Origin of the sequence: Nitrospirillum viridazoti CBAmc (genome assembly GCF_000730165.1) — a bacterium.
Classification (GTDB): domain Bacteria; phylum Pseudomonadota; class Alphaproteobacteria; order Azospirillales; family Azospirillaceae; genus Nitrospirillum; species Nitrospirillum viridazoti.
This window is the reverse complement of the sequence record NZ_CP022110.1, coordinates 191527-208210: the sequence shown is the minus strand read 5'-3', so window position 1 is coordinate 208210 and position 16684 is coordinate 191527. Positions and strand designations below refer to the sequence as shown.

20 protein-coding genes and 1 tRNA gene are annotated in these 16684 nt (G+C 66.7%); 7 read left to right on the top strand and 14 right to left on the bottom strand.

The window, feature by feature from the left end; genetic code table 11:
* The first annotated feature begins 137 nt into the window (after window positions 1–137).
* From Y958_RS01050 to Y958_RS01035, 4 genes are all read left to right on the top strand, one after another.
* Entirely contained in the window at window positions 138–410 is a 273-nt protein-coding gene (locus Y958_RS01050) for a hypothetical protein (protein WP_088870562.1), read from the top strand.
* A 6-nt stretch (window positions 411–416) separates the two neighbouring features.
* Complete coding sequence (locus Y958_RS01045; RefSeq protein ID WP_088870561.1) at window positions 417–641, top strand: hypothetical protein; 225 nt, start codon at window positions 417–419, stop codon at window positions 639–641.
* A gap of 153 nt (window positions 642–794) precedes the next feature.
* Complete coding sequence (locus Y958_RS01040) at window positions 795–2006, top strand: argininosuccinate synthase (protein ID WP_088870560.1); 1212 nt, start codon at window positions 795–797, stop codon at window positions 2004–2006.
* Window positions 2007–2133: 127 nt separating this feature from the next.
* Entirely contained in the window at window positions 2134–2520 is a 387-nt protein-coding gene (locus tag Y958_RS01035) for a hypothetical protein (protein ID WP_088870559.1), read from the top strand.
* A 182-nt stretch (window positions 2521–2702) separates the two neighbouring features.
* On the opposite strand, the gene Y958_RS01030 is transcribed toward Y958_RS01035, so the two are convergent.
* The 3 genes from Y958_RS01030 to Y958_RS01020 all read right to left on the bottom strand — a co-directional run bounded on the left by Y958_RS01030 (window position 2703) and on the right by Y958_RS01020 (window position 3641).
* Window positions 2703–2918, bottom strand: a complete 216-nt coding sequence (locus tag Y958_RS01030) for a hypothetical protein (RefSeq protein WP_088870558.1) — start codon at window positions 2916–2918, stop codon at window positions 2703–2705.
* An 86-nt stretch (window positions 2919–3004) separates the two neighbouring features.
* A complete protein-coding gene (locus tag Y958_RS01025) occupies window positions 3005–3328 on the bottom strand; it encodes a DUF167 domain-containing protein (protein WP_244909317.1) in 324 nt (107 codons plus the stop codon).
* Between the two features lie 4 nt (window positions 3329–3332).
* On the bottom strand, window positions 3333–3641 hold the full coding sequence (locus tag Y958_RS01020) for a YggT family protein (RefSeq protein WP_211098507.1): 309 nt from the start codon (window positions 3639–3641) through the stop codon (window positions 3333–3335).
* Window positions 3642–3895: 254 nt separating this feature from the next.
* On the opposite strand from Y958_RS01020, the gene Y958_RS01015 reads away from it, so the two are divergent.
* Window positions 3896–3971: transfer RNA gene (locus Y958_RS01015), tRNA-Ala, on the top strand.
* 124 nt (window positions 3972–4095) lie between these two features.
* Complete coding sequence (locus tag Y958_RS01010) at window positions 4096–4467, top strand: hypothetical protein (protein WP_186291214.1); 372 nt, start codon at window positions 4096–4098, stop codon at window positions 4465–4467.
* 73 nt (window positions 4468–4540) lie between these two features.
* On the opposite strand, the gene Y958_RS01005 is transcribed toward Y958_RS01010, so the two are convergent.
* The 5 genes from Y958_RS01005 to Y958_RS00985 form a co-directional block, all read right to left on the bottom strand.
* Window positions 4541–5188 (bottom strand): acyloxyacyl hydrolase, encoded by a 648-nt coding sequence (locus Y958_RS01005; RefSeq protein ID WP_088870556.1) that lies wholly within the window; start codon window positions 5186–5188, stop codon window positions 4541–4543.
* 129 nt (window positions 5189–5317) lie between these two features.
* The gene (locus Y958_RS01000) at window positions 5318–6007 is read right to left on the bottom strand and encodes an ABC transporter permease (RefSeq protein ID WP_088870555.1); all 690 of its coding nucleotides are present in this window, start codon (window positions 6005–6007) and stop codon (window positions 5318–5320) included.
* Entirely contained in the window at window positions 6004–6714 is a 711-nt protein-coding gene (locus Y958_RS00995; RefSeq protein ID WP_004273865.1) for an ABC transporter permease, read from the bottom strand. Before Y958_RS00995 ends, Y958_RS01000 begins: the two co-directional genes overlap by 4 nt.
* Before the next feature lie 629 nt (window positions 6715–7343).
* On the bottom strand, window positions 7344–8231 hold the full coding sequence (locus tag Y958_RS00990) for a transporter substrate-binding domain-containing protein (RefSeq protein WP_040848898.1): 888 nt from the start codon (window positions 8229–8231) through the stop codon (window positions 7344–7346).
* Window positions 8232–8317: 86 nt separating this feature from the next.
* Entirely contained in the window at window positions 8318–9118 is an 801-nt protein-coding gene (locus Y958_RS00985) for an ABC transporter ATP-binding protein (RefSeq protein ID WP_088870554.1), read from the bottom strand.
* Window positions 9119–9435: 317 nt separating this feature from the next.
* On the opposite strand from Y958_RS00985, the gene Y958_RS00980 reads away from it, so the two are divergent.
* On the top strand, window positions 9436–10407 hold the full coding sequence (locus tag Y958_RS00980) for a hypothetical protein (protein ID WP_244909316.1): 972 nt from the start codon (window positions 9436–9438) through the stop codon (window positions 10405–10407).
* A gap of 116 nt (window positions 10408–10523) precedes the next feature.
* On the opposite strand, the gene Y958_RS00975 is transcribed toward Y958_RS00980, so the two are convergent.
* The 6 genes from Y958_RS00975 to Y958_RS00955 all read right to left on the bottom strand — a co-directional run bounded on the left by Y958_RS00975 (window position 10524) and on the right by Y958_RS00955 (window position 16549).
* Window positions 10524–11472, bottom strand: a protein-coding gene (locus Y958_RS00975) for an IS630 family transposase (protein WP_088870552.1) whose coding sequence is annotated in 2 segments (ribosomal slippage) — window positions 10524–11129 and window positions 11131–11472 — 948 coding nt in all. Because the reading frame shifts where the segments join, the coding sequence is not laid out codon by codon here.
* A gap of 404 nt (window positions 11473–11876) precedes the next feature.
* Window positions 11877–13064, bottom strand: coding sequence for an IS91 family transposase (locus Y958_RS00970; RefSeq protein WP_088870551.1), 1188 nt, complete (start codon window positions 13062–13064; stop codon window positions 11877–11879).
* A 12-nt stretch (window positions 13065–13076) separates the two neighbouring features.
* Entirely contained in the window at window positions 13077–13937 is an 861-nt protein-coding gene (locus Y958_RS00965) for a site-specific integrase (protein ID WP_088870550.1), read from the bottom strand.
* Window positions 13938–14116: 179 nt separating this feature from the next.
* Window positions 14117–14269 carry a hypothetical protein gene (locus Y958_RS31780; RefSeq protein ID WP_186291212.1) on the bottom strand — a complete coding sequence of 51 codons (153 nt, stop codon included), beginning with the start codon at window positions 14267–14269 and terminating at the stop codon, window positions 14117–14119.
* A 10-nt stretch (window positions 14270–14279) separates the two neighbouring features.
* Window positions 14280–16169 carry a ferrous iron transport protein B gene (feoB, locus tag Y958_RS00960; RefSeq protein ID WP_186291211.1) on the bottom strand — a complete coding sequence of 630 codons (1890 nt, stop codon included), beginning with the start codon at window positions 16167–16169 and terminating at the stop codon, window positions 14280–14282.
* Complete coding sequence (locus Y958_RS00955) at window positions 16166–16549, bottom strand: FeoA family protein (RefSeq protein ID WP_088870549.1); 384 nt, start codon at window positions 16547–16549, stop codon at window positions 16166–16168. Before Y958_RS00955 ends, feoB begins: the two co-directional genes overlap by 4 nt.
* Between the last annotated feature and the right edge of the window lie 135 nt (window positions 16550–16684).

The window sequence follows — 16684 nt, the reverse complement described above, 5'->3', positions numbered from 1 at the left end:
ATGGGGATCATGCCGCTCTGGGGGCGCTTTCCGTCCCGGCGCCTGAGCCACCTCAAGGCGCGGGTGACACCAGCCCCTGTAATCCCTGCCGCGCTTTGCTATCATCCGGCCCATAAGGACCGTGGGGGACGCGCGCTTTGGATCTCGGTACCGATCTCGTCAACAGCCTGCTGATCCACCTCGGGGTCACGGCCCTGCTGCTGTGGCCGGCCCACCGGCTGGTCATCCGCGCCGGCCTGCCCCGCCGCTGGCCCCTGTGGCTGGCCCTGCCGCTGCTGGGCCCCGTCATCTTCCTGGTGCTGCTGGCCAAGACACCCTGGCCCGTCCTGCCCGTTCGTCAACCCAAGATGCACCCGCGCGAACGCCTGAAGCGCGAGCGGGCGGCCGCCCAGGCCGCCGCGTCGGAGTAAGCGCCCATGCTGCCCCTGGCCTACGCCCCCGCCCTCGGCCTGCTGCTGCCCAACTGGGCCGCCCTGCTGATCGTCGTCATCCTGGCCACCATCGCCGTCTGTGCCGCCGGCCTGGTGCTGGCCAAGGTGGGCCGCAACCCCTACTGGGCGCTGCTGCTCTACTTCCCCGTCCTGGGCGTGCCCGCCCTGTGGTACCTGGCCTACACGCGCTGGCCCCGGCAGAAGGCGTGACACTCAAAGGCCTGGCGGGTCGAAAATGTCATAGCTCCCACGCCCATGAAGGCGGGGGATGCGGTCGCGGCAGGCGCACTAATCTTGCCAGGCGGGCGGCCGGGGGATAACGTCCGGACGCATTCCACCCTGACCTTTAGCGGGCGTACAGTCATGAGCGTCAAGAAAGTTGTCCTCGCCTACTCCGGCGGTCTCGACACCTCCGTCATCCTGAAATACCTGCAGGAGACGTATAAGTGCGAGATCGTGACCTTCACCGCCGACCTGGGCCAGGGTGAAGAGCTGGAGCCCGCCCGCAAGAAGGCCGAGCTGCTGGGCGTGAAGCCCGAGAACATCTACATCGACGACCTGCGTGACGAGTTCGTGCGCGACTTCGTCTTCCCCATGTTCCGGGCCAACACGCTGTATGAGGGTGTCTACCTGCTGGGCACCTCCATCGCCCGGCCGCTGATCGCCAAGCGCCAGATCGAGATCGCCAAGGCCGTCGGCGCCGACGCCGTAGCCCACGGCGCCACCGGCAAGGGCAACGACCAGGTGCGGTTCGAACTGGGCTATTACGCCCTGAAGCCGGACATCAAGGTCATCGCCCCCTGGCGCGAATGGACCCTGAACAGCCGCACCGCCCTACTGGAGTTCGCCGAGAAGCACCAGATTCCGATCGCCAAGGACAAGCGCGGTGAGGCGCCGTACAGCACGGACGCCAACCTGCTGCACATCTCCTACGAGGGCAAGGCGCTGGAGAACCCGTGGGAAGAGCCCGACGAGGACATGTACACCCGCACCGTCGCCCCGGAAAAGGCGCCGGACACCCCGACGTACGTTGAGATCGAGTTCGAGGGCGGCGACCCGGTGGCCGTCGACGGTCAGAAGCTGGGCCCGGCGGCCCTGCTGACCCGCCTGAACGAGCTGGCCGGCGCCAACGGCATCGGCCGCCTGGACCTGGTGGAGAACCGCTATGTCGGTATGAAGAGCCGCGGCGTGTACGAGACCCCCGGCGGCACCCTGCTGTCGGTGGCCCACCGCGCCATCGAGAGCCTGACGCTGGACCGCGGCGCCATGCACCTGAAGGACGAGATCATGCCGCGCTATGCCGAGCTGATCTACAACGGCTTCTGGTTCAGCCCGGAGCGTGAGGCCCTGCAGGCCCTGATCGACAACACCCAGAAGCGCGTCACCGGCGTCGTGCGCCTGAAGCTGTACAAGGGCTCCGCCCGCGTGGTCGGCCGCCAGAGCCCGAACTCGCTGTACCGCCTGGACTACGTCACCTTCGAGGCCGACAGCGTCTACAACCAGAAGGACGCCGAAGGCTTCATCAAGCTGAACGCCCTGCGCCTGCGCCTGGGCGCCATGGCCGGCAAGCAGTAAGCGGCCTTATCCGCCGCTTTCAGGAAAGCCCCGTCCGGGAAACCGGGCGGGGCTTTTTTGTTGGGCGCTTTTACCACCGCGTTGGCGTATTATCGTTCCTGGTGCATACGGCACGGGTTGAACAACGATGACGATGGGACAGTCCCTACCATCCGCCCCGTCCCCGGGGCCGGCGGTTAATGTCTTCGCCTATGGTTTCGCCGTTATTCCCCTGATCGCCACCGCCCTGGAGCAAGCCCTGATCCACCATCCCGGCCTTGGACCCAAGGACGCCCTTCAGATCGCCAATTTGGCGTCGTTCTTCGTCTATATTGTCCTGGCCGGTCTGGACCGGCGCGTCATTCGCACCGCGTTGGACAAGGCGGGCCGAAACTTCACGGCCCTGTGGGTGTTTCTCCCCCCGTCTTATCTCTGGCGGCGGGCGACCTGTCTGGGACTCCCGCGAACCGCAGCCTGGCTCTGGTGCTTGAGCTTCGCCCTTTCCATTGCCCTGAGCGCCGCCCTGTACCCTTGACGGACACGCATCAGCAACGCGTCCGCCCAAGCAGCTTGTTGCGATCAGCGATGCCGGGAAGGAGCTTGGGCGGATGGCAGACTTCATCAGAGAGCCGATCGGGCACCGGCAAGTCACTCCGCGCGCCGGCTCTGTGAGCCGGGCGGGGCTTTTTTTGGGAAATTTCCTCGGCCCGGCCGCCTCTATTTCTTCTTGAACGCGTCCCCAGCGAAGGGCGTTTCGCTCATCGGGGCCGCCCCGTCGTCCCCGCCCTTGAGCGACGCGGCGTATTTGGCCCGCCACTCCTTGTCCGTCTGGCCAGATCGCTTACGCGCCTTGGCCTTCCTGACGCAGTCGGCGATCATCTGGTCCATGGCGCTGAGCTTGGCCTGGGGAGCCGGCTTCTTCGGGGGTGGCATGGGGCCTCGCTGTTGGGAAACCTGATCCTACTCCAGCCAGGGGGGCGGCGATAGCGTGAGGGGCGCGGCCGCCAATGACGCGCCGATCAGCCTTGCCAGGACGCGCGCACCATGGCCAGCAGCCCGTCCGCCTCCCCCGCCACCTCCACCACTTTGTTGCGGTCGGTCAGGCCGGCGACGATGGTGAGGCTGGATTTGGGGACGCGCCAGGTCTTGGACAGCAGCTTCAGCACGGCCTCGTTGGCCTTGCCGTCCTCGGGCACGGTGGTGACGGCCACCTTCAGCAGCTGGCGGCCCTCCGGCCCCTCCATGAGGCCCTGGATGGCGGTGCGGGAGGCGCGGGGGGTGACGCGCAAGTACACGCGCACCCCGCCGGGGATCACCTCGGCGGTCGTTTTCCCCTCGGCCACCGCTTTAGCGGAACATCAGGGAACTGAACATGTAGTTCTGGATCAGCCGTTCCAGCGCCCAGATGATCAGCATCAGCACGATGAAGGAGATGTCCACGCCACCCAGGTTGGGCACGACGTTGCGGATGGGACGCAGCAGCGGTTCCGTCAGGCGGTAGGTGATGTCCATCAGGGTGGCGACGAAGCGGTTGCGGGTGTTGATCACCCCGAAGAACACCAGCCAGCTCAGGATGGCGCTGATCATCAGCACCCACCAGGCCAGGTTCAGAACCACGAGCAGCAGTTCCAGGATGGTGCGGATCAAAGGATCCATAGCAGGTCCGTCCCCAATGGTTTCAACGGCATGGGCGCCACCCTACGGGCGGGGCGCCCCCTTGTCCAGCGCGGGCCCGCACTGGACATGTGCGCCCATCCCCAAGCGGCCCCACCACCGGAAGCACCCCGGCCCCCGCATGCCCCGCATTCCGTTCTTTTCGCGGAATGGCCGCTTGACATGCCCGGTCGCCCTGAGCATTATCCCGCCCACTTCAGGCGCCCGGGACTATGCCCGCCGCCGGATTTGAGTGTGGGGCCGTAGCTCAGCTGGGAGAGCGACGCGTTCGCAATGCGTAGGTCGGGAGTTCGATCCTCCTCGGCTCCACCAAATCCCCTCCCCCTTCACGGTGCGCTTATTCAAATACACGATTAATTCGTGTGTTGTACTTCGTGCATTTCCGGCCCGGAAGCGGCATTTTCGTTTTCCGCTACGCCCAAAGGGCACAGCCAATTTGGGCATGCGCGTTGATCGTAACGATGGGGAATACATGCTTAAAGGAAGAACGCTCGCGGCCGCCCTGACGCTGGCCTGCGCCACGGTGAACATCGCGCACGCGGACGTGTTCACGGTGCGCGGAAAAATCATGTTCACGCAGGGCCACATGTATCCGGCTTGCCGCATAGTGCAACTGAAACGGCTTTCAGACGGGGGAACCCTCAATTTCCGCATCCCGGATACCGGTAAGGATGACGGCATCCTGGCAACGACTCTGACCGCACTGACAACGGGCCTGCAGGTGGAGATCACCTACGACACGAACCAGACAACGGGATGCGGCTCGGAACCGCAAATTCAGTACATCACCATCTTCCCGGCCTCATAACCCCGCCACCCAAAGGAAAGCGGCGCGGAAGTGCCCCTTCCGCGCCGCGCCCCTCACCACCCATTGATCAGAATCAGAGGGCGAAGCTGTAGTAGGCCACCAGGTTGTTGGCACCCGGGTTGACCGTGCGGGTGCGCGGCGTGCCGGGAATGGTGACGGTCTTGCCCAACTCGGCGTTGGAGATGTGGCTGAGGGCGATGGAGAAGCGGTCGCCGTTGCTGAAACGGTAGCCCGTCTCGATCTGCGTGCGGAATTCCAGGGGGTAGCCCATGTCCTTACCGTCGCCATGGGCGTAGTAGCCGGCGGCCGCACTGGGGGTGATGAAGAACGGGCCCCAGGTGAAATCGGCCTGCAGGCCGCCATAGCCGTAGAAGCTGCCCTTGAAGGTCTGGATCACACCCACCAGCGGCTTGATGGCGAACCAATCGTCCACCTTCACCAGCGACCAGCCGAAGCGGTATTCGGCGGTGACGAACTGGGTGCGGTCGTGGGGGGTGTCGGCGTCCACCTGGAAGAAGGCGGGCGGATCGATCCAGGACTGGTCATAGATGCCGACGCCCAGGGCCAGCAGGTCGGGATCCCGGTCGGCGGCCAGGGCCGGGGCGGCGATACCCGCCAAGGCGCCGGTCAACAGGGCCGGGGCCAACAGGGACCGGGCCAACAGGGAGGTGGCGGCGCGCAAACCACGGCCGCGCAGGGCCTTGCGATGGGTCTTCGTCATGATCCTGCTTGGGAGAGTAAAGGCGGAGGGATTTCCGCCTTTATGCAGAGCAATCCCGCGCCAACTCAAGGGGAAACGGACAAAATTGTCCAAGGTGCGACGGCATAGACCTGACGCTCCGCGTTCCTATTACCTTTTTACCGGCGTCAGCCGCCTCTCCGCCAACTGAACACCCCGGGTGATGAGGAAACTCATCCCCAGGTATACGGCGCCGGCCAGGCAGAACACCTCGATGGGCTGGAAGGTGCGGGCGGCGATGGCCTTGGCCACGCCCGTCAGTTCCATCAGCGTGATGGTGCTGGCGAGCGCGCTGCCCTGCAGCATCAGGATGATCTCATTACCGTAGGCCGGCAGCGCCAGGCGGAAGGCCTGGGGCAGGATGATGCGGCGGAACAGCAGGCCGCCGCCCATGCCGCAGGCCTTCGCGGCCTCCACTTGGCCATGGGGTACGGCCTCGATACCGCCGCGCATGATCTCCGCCGTGTAGGCGCCGGTGTTCAGCACGAAGGCGATGATGGCGCACCAGTACGGTTCCCGCAGCAGGGGCCACAGCACGCTCTGGCGCACGGCGTCGAACTGGCCCAGGCCGTAATAGATCAGGAAGATCTGCACCAGCAGGGGCGTGGAGCGGAAGACGTAGATATAGCCGCGCGCCACCCACGACAGGGGCGCCAGGTGCGACAGGCGCATCACGGCCACCAGCGTGGCCAGCAACAGCCCCAACAGCAGCGACAGGGCCACCAGTTGCACTGTCAGCCAGGTGCCGGTGACGAACTGCGGCAGGGCCGCCATCAGGGCGGTGACGAGGGGGGAGTTCATCGGGCGGCCCTCCGCACGCCACGCCCGGCCCACAGTTCGGCCCGGGCGAACAGGCGGCCGGACAGGCCGGCCATGGCCAGGTACAGCAGGCCGGCGGTGGTGAAGAACAGGAAGGGCTGGCGGGTGGCGCCCTGGGCCAGATAGGCCACGCGCATCAGCTCCACCAAGGCCACCACGGAGACCAGCGAGGTGTCCTTCAGGGTGAGTTGCCAGACGTTGCCCAGGCCGGGCAGGGCATAGCGCAGGGTCTGGGGCAGCATGACGCGGCGGAAGGTGAGCCATCGGTTCATGCCCAAGGCCTTGGCGGCCTCAACCTGGCCATGGGGTACGGCCAGGGCGCCGCCGCGCAGCACCTCGGCGGAATAGGCGCCGGACACCGTCCCCACCGCCAGGATGCCCACGGGCAGGGCCGACAGTTCCACCGGCCCGTTGAAGCCCAGCAGGCTGACGACCCAGGTGGCCGCGCTGTTGCCGCCGAAAAACAGCAGGTAGATGACCAGCAGCGAGGGCACGCCGCGCACGATGGTGGTGTAGGCGTCGGCCGCGACCCGGCCGCCCCGATGGCCCGACAGCTTCAAGGCCGCCGCCGCCCCACCCAGGCCCAAGCCCCACAGATAGGCCGACACCGCCACCAGCAGGGTCATCCCCATGCCCTGCAGCAGCTGCAGCCCCCAGCCCCGCGCACCGAAACCCAACAGGTCTATCATTATCGCGCCAATTCCTCAGACGCCGGCGGGGCATCCGCCCCTTGGCTTGTCCTCGATTTCCAGTCCACTGCATTCCCCGGAAATCTCCGGCGGCCGCCGTCGCGGCCTAGTCGCTACGCTTCCCTCTTATGCCTCAGACGCCGGCGGGCCATCCGCCCCTTGGCTTGTCCTCGATTTCCAGTCCGCTATCGCTCCCCGGAAATCTCCGGCGGCCCCGGTCGGGGCCTAGTCGCTACGCTTCCCTCTTATGCCTCAGACGCCGGCAGGGCATCCGCCCCTTGGCTTGTCCTCGATTTCCAGTCCGCTATCGCTCCCCGGAAATCTCCGGCGGCCGCAGTCGCGGCCTAGTCGCTACGCTTCCCTCTTATGCCTCAGACGCCGGCGGGCCATCCGGCCCTTGGCTTGTCCTCGATTTCCAGTCCACTGCGTTCCCCGGAAATCTCCGGCGGCCGCAGTCGCGGCCTAGTCGCTACGCTCCACAGCGCCCCCCCCCTGGCGAAGTTCCTAGGCCGCGACTGCGGCCGCCGGAGCGAGCACCGCAGGGCGCAGCGAGGACAGCCAAGCCGGCGGATGCCGGCGCCCGGCGATTGAGGGAAACCAACAACCCCGCCCGGCGCCTGAGGGAAAACTCAATGCGCCGACGCGTCGAAGTGGAACCACTGTTCGGCCAGCTTCCTCATGGTGCCGTCTTCCTTGGCGGCGGTGATGGCGTTGTTCAAGGCGTCCAGCAGGCGGCCGTCGCCCTTGCGCAGGGCGGCGGCGATGCCGGGGCCCAGCAGGCCGCCGGTGATGCCGGGGCCGAAGGTGGCGGCGTTCTGGCCGTCCGTTCCCTCCAGGAAAGGCTGCCAGCCGGTCATGTCGGCCAGGCCGGCGTCGACACGGCCGGTCGCCAGGTCCAGCGACAGGTTCTGCAGCGTGTCGTAGCGGCGGACAGTGACGGTGTCGCCCAGGTAGGTGTCCAAGAAGTTGGCGTGGATGGTGGCCACCTGGACGCCCACGGTCTTGCCCTTCAGCGCCGCCTTCAACTTGTCCATGGCCTGGGTGGAGGCCTCGTCCATGTTGGAAATGTCCAGCCGCTGCAGGCCGAAGTCGATCTTGGTCAAGGGGCTGTCCTTGGGGGCCACGAAATAGGCCGGGGTCAGGACGTAGGGGACGGTGAAGTCCACCGCCTGCCGCCGCTCGTCCGTGGCGGACATGCCGGCCAGGATGACGTCGTACTTGCCGGCCTGCAGCCCGGGGATGATGCCGTCCCAGGCCTGGGCGGCGATCTCGCACTTCACGCCCATGCGCCGGCACAAATCCTTGGCCAGGTCTATCTCGAACCCCTTCAGGGTGCCGTCGGGCTCCGCCACGTTGAAGGGCGGGTAGGCCCCCTCCGTCGCCACGCGCAGGGGATTGGGCACCCCCTGGTCGGTCACGGTGGGCGCGCCGGTGCCGGACGGCGTGCGGTGCGTCGCCAGGTACGCAGCCCCGGCGACCACCGCCACCGCGATCAGGCCCAAGACCAGCTTCTTCATGAAACCCCCTACGAAACCAATGACGGGACGGTCCGCATCAACACCCCGTGTCCGATCGGCCGCCGCTCTTTGTTGTCCAGTATGCCTTAAGCGGGCCGGGCCAGGAATTGCCGGCAGCGGTCGCTGCGGGGGTTGCCGAACACTTCGTCGGGCGTCCCCTCCTCCTCCACCCGGCCCTGGTGCAGGAATAGGACGTGGGAGGAGACGTCGCGGGCGAAAGCCATCTCATGCGTCACGATCAGCATGGTGGCGCCCTCATCCGCCAACTGGCGGATGACGCGCAGCACCTCGCCCACCAGTTCCGGATCCAGCGCGGAGGTCGGCTCATCGAACAGCATGACGCGGGGCTGCATCGCCAGCATGCGGGCGATGGCGGCGCGCTGCTGCTGCCCGCCCGACAACTGGCTGGGATAATAATCCTGCCGCTGGCCCAGCCCCACCTTGTCCAGCAGGGCCTTGGCCCGGTCCACCGCCTCGCCCCGGGGCACGCCCAGGACATGCACCGGCGCCTCGATGACGTTCTCCAGCACCGTCATGTGGGTCCACAGGTTGAAGCCCTGGAACACCATGCCGAGGCGCTGGCGGATGCGGTCCACCTGGCGGCGGTCGGCGGGCACGGCCATGCCGCGACGGTCGCGCCCCATGCGGATCAGCTCACCATTCACCCAGACCTGGCCCTCGTCCGGCGTCTCCAGCAGGTTGATACAGCGCAGCAACGTGCTCTTGCCCGATCCGGAGGATCCGATAAGGGAGATGACGTCGCCGTCCCGCGCCGTCAGGGAGACGCCCTTCAGCACCTCCGTCTCGCCGAAGCGCTTGTGCAAGTCCCGCACAAGAATGGCGGTGTTGGCTTGGTCGGCCACGGCGACAGCCGGCGATTGCGTCATAGGACCCCGAAATTCGTCCGGACCCATCCGGACCAGAAAGCGCACCCGGCCGGCGCGGCGATGGGGGCCGCGCGCCAGCCGGTGACCGTGAATGACCGTGGGACGTTTCCTTGGAAGGAAACCCCGAAGCCGGCAAAACTACCGTGCGCCGCCCGGGACGGAAAGAGGTTTCCTGTCACGGCCCAAAGCGGGGACTGCAGGCCTTGACGGCACCCATGGCCGATGCAGCCCCTGCCAAACGTGGTAGTGTGGCCTGGCACCCCGGCGCCGGCGGCGATGGGGCGCCGTCGTTCATCACCCGGAATTGTTCAGCGCCCATGAGCACAGGCATCCAGCCCGCGGCCAACCGCAGCACACACTTCCTGTTCGACCACAAGGTCTTCACGGTCGACGGCTGCCGCTTCATCCTGTCCAAGACCAACGATGAGCCGGTGATGTGTATGAAGCTGGGCAAGCTCGACGTCGAGATTCCCATCGAAAAGCTGTCCACCGAGTTCGGCATCCAGCCCAAATCCTTCGACGGCCAGCTGTTGACCATGGCGGCCAAGGGCCTGCGCTATGTCCGCGAAATCCGCCCCGGCGACACCATCCCCAACGAGCTGATCGACGGCACCGCCAGCTGGCGGGTGGACGAGCGCCATTACAACGTGGCCAAGGGTCGCCTGACGGTGCAGCTGGTCACCTGGCTGACGGGCGGCGAGACGGTCGTTTCCAGCCCCGAGCAGCTGGAGCAGGTGGTGGAGGATCCGAACACCAAGGCCCGCGTGCACGAGGCCTTCCGCATGATCGCCAACCGGCTGTCGCTGGCCGGCGATCCGGAGGAGGAGATCGGCCTGCACATCGACATGCTGGCCAAGGAACTGTCCTATATCGAGGCGTTGCGCGAGCGGGCCCTGGCCCTGCACAAGGTCCGCCAGGGACTGGAGACGGCCCACCGCATCTACAAGGCCGAGCGCATGGTCAAGGAAGAGATCGTGCGCATGCAGACCCTGTCGCTGCCGCCCATCGCCGACCTGGAATCCCGATTCGCCCAAGTGGACGCCCAGACGGGCGAGATCCTGGCCATGCTGCGCAAGTTCGACCAGAACATCAGCTACATCCGCGAGATGCGCGACGATTTGCACCAGTCGCTGCTGCCCTGGGATGAGGTGCTGGACGGCTGGCTGACCGTGACGGTGGAGAAGAGCCCGGAGCTGGAGGCCCTGATGAAGCGGACCTACCACTTCCTGGCCAAGCGCTACAGCCAGGCCACCCAGTGGCGTTTGGCGACGCGGCCCGCGCCTAAGTGAGGGCCCTCAGGCACCGGGCGCCGGCATCCGCCGGCTCGGCTTGTCCTCGCGTTTCAGTCCGCTGCGCTCCCCAAAACGCTCCGGCGGCCCCGGTCGGGGCCTAGAGCATTTTGTGTTTAGGTTGACGCATATCCTGCATTTTGGATGTAGTTTGCACATTCAGCAGGAGTGAACTCGTCAAGGAGTTTGCCGATACGCCGCCAGGTTGCCTGGACTGTGCGTTCGGCGGCACGCCGCAAGAGCGCCTTGAGTTTGGCGAAGACCTGTTCGATGGGGTTCAGATCAGGACTGTAGGGCGGTAGGAAGAAGAGCTTTGCCCCCGCAGTTCTGATCGCTTTACGGACCGCCGGGCTCTTGTGGGAACCCAGATTGTCGAGAATGACGACGTCACCAGGCGCCAGGGTGGGCACTAGGAATTGCTCGACATAGGCCAGGAAGCGCTGGCCGTTGATGGGCCCGTCGAAGACGCATGGGGCATCGATCCGGTCATGACGCAGGGCGGCCAGGAAGGTCAGGGTTTTCCAGTGGCCGTGGGGGACTTTGGCGTGCAACCGGGCCCCCTTGGGGCAGCGCCCGTGCGTCCGTGTCATGTTGGTCTTTGCCCAAGTCTCATCGATGAAGACCAGGCGGCTAGGATCAAGCCTGTTTTGGTACCTTTTCCATTGCTCCCGGCGCCGAGCCACGTCCTTCCTGTCTTGCTCGCTGGGCAGCACGCTTTTTTTTGAAGCTGATGTTTTCGGACTGGAAGAAGCGGGACAGCATGCTCGTATCCGCTTTCACACCGCGCTCCGCCAGAAGCCTGTCCGACAGGGCGGTGAGCGTAATGTCCGGTTCGCTTGCAATCACCGCCAGCAGCCACTCCCGCTCCGGCTTGGTCTTGGAGGGCCGGTGACCGCCAGTCCCGCGAGGGTGGCTGCGCTTTTCCTGCTCGTAGCCTTGAAGCCATTTGACCGCCGATGAAGCGCTCACTCCAAAGCGCTCAGCCGCTGAACGGCGGCTCATTTCTCCCTCCGTTACAGCTTTGATCACACGCTCCCGAAGGTCCTGCGAATAGGCTTTGGGCATTCCTGACTGGCCTCCATCCCAGTCAGAACCTTGAATCAGATTTCCTGCTCCCAGGGAATCTGGAGGCTTCTGTGAGGTCGCGTTGCGCCGAGGGTGCTACCGGGGGCGACCGCGACCTCATTGAAGCCGGATTGAGCGAAGCCGCGGGATGACGGGCGCGGGCTATGGGGAAAGTGGCTTTGGGGCCTGGTTCGTGATGCCGATCCGGGCCCGTTGGAAGGGTTCTGATGGGGCTGGATTGACCGTAGGGCGCTCGTTGGCGGCCCACGGGCGAGGACTGGCGTCAGCTTTGCCGCTATTTTGAAGCCGGGAGCTGTCCGCGGTGGTGCGGCGGGTAAAACACCTCCGGCCGGCGCGCGGGGCTGCCGGGGTGGACGGCCGGGCGATGTTGGAATGTTGTCGGTTCATGAGGTGTCGTACCGGAGGGGCGGGCGATGGGGCCGAAGCGGCGGCAAGACGGCCAGGAGGATCATCGCGCCACCGCAGCACGGGCAGCGATCCAGCGGGGGGCTGGCCAATGGGGAGCGGTCGGTGGGTTCTTCGGCCACCGTTGGCGCCGGCGGTGGGACATCGAGGAGCTTGCGGCAAAGTGCCAGCTTTCCGGCCCGGTGACTGTTGGCGAGGAAGCCATAATGGCGGATGCGGTGGAAGCCATCCGGCACGGTGTGGAGCAGGAAGCGCCGGATGAACTCGAAGGATGCCAGGGTCATGACCTTGGCCTTGTCATGATGGCGATAATCCTTCCATCGGAATGTGACGTCTCTGCCGGTCATGGCGACCAAGCGGGTATTGGAGATGGCGACCCGATGGGTGTAGCGGCCCAGATAGGCCAGCACCTGGGCGGGGCCGCCGAAGGGCGGCTTGGCGTAGACGACCCATTCGACCCGCCGCAGGTCGCGCAAGCGGTGGTGGAAGGCGGCGGGCTCCGCCAGGGGGGCGAGGTCGCCGAAGAAGCCGAGGGTGCCGGCCTCGAACGCGGCGGCCAGCGCGTCGAGGAACAAGCGGCGGAACAGGCGGGAGAGCACGCGGACCGGCAGGAAGAAGCCGGGCCGGCATCCGACCCAGCGCGTGCCATCGATCGACGGTCCACCGCCGGGCACGACACAATGGACATGCGGATGGTGGTGAAGGGTCTGGCCCCAGGTGTGGAGCACGGCGACAAGCCCGATCTCGGCGCCCAGGTGCTTGGGATCAGCGGCGATGATGCGCAGGGTCTCGGCGGCGGCCTTGAACAGGATGGCATAGACCACCGCCTTGTTCTGGAACGCGATCTCCGCCACGGGTGCCGGCAGCGTGAACACGACGTGGAAGTAGGGTACCGGCAGCAGATCGGCCTGTCGTGCGGCAAGCCATTCCGCCCGCGCGGCGCCCTGGCACTTGGGACAATGCCGGTTGCGGCAGGAGTTGTAGGCGCACCGCACCAGGCCGCACTCCGGGCAAGCTTCGGCGTGGCCGCCCAGTGCCGCCGTGCGGCATGCCTCGATCGCACCCATCACCCGGCGCTCGACGCAGCCGAGGTGGCCATCGTGCGCCTGGCGATAGGCGTCGCCGTGGCGGCGGAAGACGTCCGCCACCTCCAGCCCGGCCGGCATGGCGATGCCGGCTCAGGCGGGAGGCACCACCTCCAGCTTCAGGCGGTCGAGCGGGCTCTCGGTGCGCCGGATGACGCTGTTGGAGACCTGGGTGTACCGCGCCGTGCTCGACAGGTTGCTGTGGCCCAGCAGGACCTGGATGATGCGGATGTCCGTGCCGTCCTCCAGCAAATGGGTGGCGAAGCTGTGCCGGAGCGTGTGGACCGTCACGCGCTTGGCCAGCCCGGCGGCGGCACAAGCCGAACGGCAGGCCGAATGGAGCACCTGCACGTCCATCGACCGGCTCCCGTCCCGGCCGGGAAACAGCCAATGACCGGGCCGGGCCAGGCGCCAATAGGTGCGCAGGATGCCCAGCAACTGCGCCGACAGCATGACGTGGCGGTCCTTGCCACCCTTGCCGTGCTCGACCCGGATGACCATCCGCCCACCGTCAATATCGCCGACCTTAAGGCTGACGGCCTCCGACGCCCGCAAGCCCGCCGCGTACGCCGTCGTCAACGCCGTCCGGCTCTTCAGGCTCGGCACCGCTTCCAGGAAACGCACCACTTCGTCCGCGCTCAGCACCACCGGCAGCTTGCGTGGCTCGCGCGCGTACGGGATGCGTTCGGGCAGATCGCCATACCCCAGCGTCACGCCATAGAAGAACCGCAGGGCGCACACCGTCTGGTTCAACGCCGGCCACGATATCCCCGTGGCGACCAGATGGACCTGGAAAGCACGGACGTCCTCAAGACCAAGGCGGTCCGGCGACCGCCCAAAATACCGGCTGAACTTCGCCACGGCATGCACGTAGGATCGTTGCGTCGCCGGCGACAGATTACGGACCGTCATGTCCTCGATCATGCGGCGACGTAGAGGGCTCAACTCGGCCATCGCGGAACCTCCTGTCTGTGGATTGGGCTTCGACAACCGCAATCCTCAGACCGGAGGCCTCATACGCCAACAGCGGCGCCATTCCCGCGACAGCGGGTTCGTTCAATCCTATTTCCGATTCAAGTTATTCGCAGGGCGCTCTAGGCTGGCGCTTCGAGGCTAGGCAGCTTTTTTGACGCTCAGCTGCCGCAGTTGCAGCTGTCGGAGCCGCAGGGGCCGGGCGCTTTGCCGGTGGCGACCTGGCGGCGGCGGATGACGCGGCGGATGGTGGGGCGGAGGACCCAGGCCAGCGCCGCCACCACGATCACACCCACGATCGCTTGCTGAATCATGGTGTTCTCCTTACGCCCACCCCAGGCTGGCGGCGATGTGGTAGGTCGCGAACGAGGCCAGGTAGGCCAGGGTCAGCATGTAGCCGAACATGATGAGCGGCCATTTCAGGGAATTGGTCTCGCGCCGCACCACGCCCAAGGTGGAGGCGCACTGGGGCGCGAAGACGTACCAGGCCAGCAGCGACAGGGCCGTGGCCAGCGACCAGCTGTGGCCCAGCGTGTCCATCAGCGCGGTCACGTTCTCCTCGCCCCCGCCCACGGCGTAAACGGTGCCCAGGGCCGCCACCGCCACCTCGCGCGCGGCCATGCCGGGGATCAGCGCCACGGTGATCTGCCAGTTGAAGCCGATGGGCGCCACCAGGGGCTGCAGCCAATGCCCGACCATTCCGGCGATGGAATAGTCGATGGCGGGGTCGGTCGCGCCCGCCGGTGCGCCGGGGAAGGAGCTGAGGAACCAGATCAGGATCATGATGCTGAGGATGGTGGTGCCGGCCCGCTGCAGGAAAGCCTTGGCCCGGGTCCACACCCCCATCACCAGGTTCTTCACGTCCGGCACCTTGTAGGCCGGCAGTTCCATCAGGAAGGGCTCCACCGTGCCGCGCCACACCAGGCGCCGCATGACGAAGGCGACCAGCAAGGCGCTCAGGATGCCGGCGGCATAGAGCCCGAACATGACCAGCCCCTGCAGCGAGAACACCCCGCCCACCGTGCGGTCCGGCACGAAGGCGGAGATGATCAGGGTGTAGACCGGGATACGGGCGGAACAGGTCATCAGCGGCGCCACCATGATGGTGGCCAGGCGGTCGCGCCGGTTGTCGATGACGCGGGTCGCCATGATGCCGGGAATGGCGCAGGCGAAGCTGGACAAGAGCGGAATGAAGGCGCGGCCGTGCAGGCCAGCCCCGCCCATGATCTTGTCCATCAGGAAGGCCGCGCGCGGCATGTAGCCGAAATCTTCCAGCAGGATGATGAAGGTGAACAGGATGACGATCTGCGGCAGGAAGACGACGATGCTGCCCACGCCGGCGATGACGCCGTCGGTGATCAGGCTGCGCAGGATGCCGTCGGGCATGGCGCCGTTGATCCAGGCGGCCAGGGCGTCGAACCCGGCCTTGATGCCGTCCATGGCCGGCTGCGCCCAGGTGAATACCGCCTGGAACATGAAGAACAGCACGGTCAGCAGGATCAGCAGCCCCGCCACCGGGTTCAGCAGCACGGTGTCCAGCCAGGTGGTCCAGGTGTCGGGCTTGGTCGGCGGACGCACCGCCAGCTTGATGATGCGGTCGGCCTCGCGGTGTGTGGCGCGCACCTCTTCCGCCGAAGGCTCGTGCCAGGTGTTGGCGCCGGCGGCGCCCGTCGCCAAGTCCACCGCCGCCGTGTCGATGTGCTTCAGCAGGTCGGCGGTGCCGGCCTTGCGCACCGCCACGGTGGGCACCACCGGCACGCCCAGCTCCGCCGACAGGCGGCCGATGTCGATCTCGATGCCGCGATGCCTGGCGATGTCGAACATGTTCAAAGCCAGCAGCAGCGGCCGCCCCACCTGCTTCAGCTCCAGCACTAGACGCAGCACCAGGCGCAGGTTGGTGGCGTCGGCCACGCAGACCAGCAGGTCTGGCTCCGCCTCACCCTTGAAGCGGCCCAGCACCACGTCGCGCGTCACCTCCTCATCCGGGCTGCGGGCGCGCAGGGAGTAGGTGCCAGGCAGGTCCAGGACCTGGATGCGCCGGCCCTCGGGCGTGGTGAAGCTGCCTTCCTTGCGCTCCACCGTCACGCCGGCGTAGTTGGCCACCTTTTGCCGGCTGCCGGTCAGCGCGTTGAACAGCGCGGTCTTGCCGCAATTGGGGTTGCCGACCAGGGCGATGCGCGGGGCGGTCTGCAGGACGGGGGCGATGGCGTTCATGACCGGCGGTCTTCAGCGATGACGCGCGGGGTGGCGCCCGACGCGGCCGGCTGTTGCCAGGCGGTGATCAGGATGGCCTCGGCCTCGCGGCGGCGCAGGGCCACGCGCATGTCGTCCACCTTCACGGCGATGGGGTCGCGGCCGAACAGGCCCTCATGCAGGATTTCCACCCTGGCCCCCTCGACGAAACCGATCTCCAGCAGCCGGCGCTCCAGCTCATCCGGGTCCAGGCTGTCGTGCAAGGCGCCGTCCAGGCCCACGCGGATAACCCGGCCCACCTCCCCCTTCGCGGCCCGGCTCAAGGGGCGGGCGTCGGCGGGAAGGGCGTCCTGATCGGGGGCGGGCGCGTCCGAAACGGCGGGGCGGGAAGAGAGATGCATCCGAATACGCCTCAGGCCCCGTCGCCGGAGCCCGTCTAAGGGGGGCTGTCCCGGGAACCGGCCCGGGGCGTCCCGGAAATTAATAGTTATTCTCACGCCTCTGTACAAGGGACGCGCGCCAAGCCGCCGCATGGG

Coding starts and splice junctions, on each gene's coding strand:
- Y958_RS01045 (WP_088870561.1), top strand. CDS start 417: ATGCTGCCCCTGGCCTACGCCCCCGCCCTCGGCCTGCTGCTGCCCAAC.
- Y958_RS01040 (WP_088870560.1), top strand. CDS start 795: ATGAGCGTCAAGAAAGTTGTCCTCGCCTACTCCGGCGGTCTCGACACC.
- Y958_RS01035 (WP_088870559.1), top strand. CDS start 2,134: ATGACGATGGGACAGTCCCTACCATCCGCCCCGTCCCCGGGGCCGGCG.
- Y958_RS01030 (WP_088870558.1), bottom strand. CDS start 2,918: ATGCCACCCCCGAAGAAGCCGGCTCCCCAGGCCAAGCTCAGCGCCATG.
- Y958_RS01020 (WP_211098507.1), bottom strand. CDS start 3,641: ATGGATCCTTTGATCCGCACCATCCTGGAACTGCTGCTCGTGGTTCTG.
- Y958_RS01005 (WP_088870556.1), bottom strand. CDS start 5,188: ATGACGAAGACCCATCGCAAGGCCCTGCGCGGCCGTGGTTTGCGCGCC.
- Y958_RS01000 (WP_088870555.1), bottom strand. CDS start 6,007: ATGAACTCCCCCCTCGTCACCGCCCTGATGGCGGCCCTGCCGCAGTTC.
- Y958_RS00995 (WP_004273865.1), bottom strand. CDS start 6,714: ATGATAGACCTGTTGGGTTTCGGTGCGCGGGGCTGGGGGCTGCAGCTG.
- Y958_RS00990 (WP_040848898.1), bottom strand. CDS start 8,231: ATGAAGAAGCTGGTCTTGGGCCTGATCGCGGTGGCGGTGGTCGCCGGG.
- Y958_RS00985 (WP_088870554.1), bottom strand. CDS start 9,118: ATGACGCAATCGCCGGCTGTCGCCGTGGCCGACCAAGCCAACACCGCC.
- Y958_RS00980 (WP_244909316.1), top strand. CDS start 9,436: ATGAGCACAGGCATCCAGCCCGCGGCCAACCGCAGCACACACTTCCTG.
- Y958_RS00970 (WP_088870551.1), bottom strand. CDS start 13,064: ATGCCGGCCGGGCTGGAGGTGGCGGACGTCTTCCGCCGCCACGGCGAC.
- Y958_RS00965 (WP_088870550.1), bottom strand. CDS start 13,937: ATGGCCGAGTTGAGCCCTCTACGTCGCCGCATGATCGAGGACATGACG.
- Y958_RS31780 (WP_186291212.1), bottom strand. CDS start 14,269: ATGATTCAGCAAGCGATCGTGGGTGTGATCGTGGTGGCGGCGCTGGCC.
- feoB (WP_186291211.1), bottom strand. CDS start 16,169: ATGAACGCCATCGCCCCCGTCCTGCAGACCGCCCCGCGCATCGCCCTG.
- Y958_RS00955 (WP_088870549.1), bottom strand. CDS start 16,549: ATGCATCTCTCTTCCCGCCCCGCCGTTTCGGACGCGCCCGCCCCCGAT.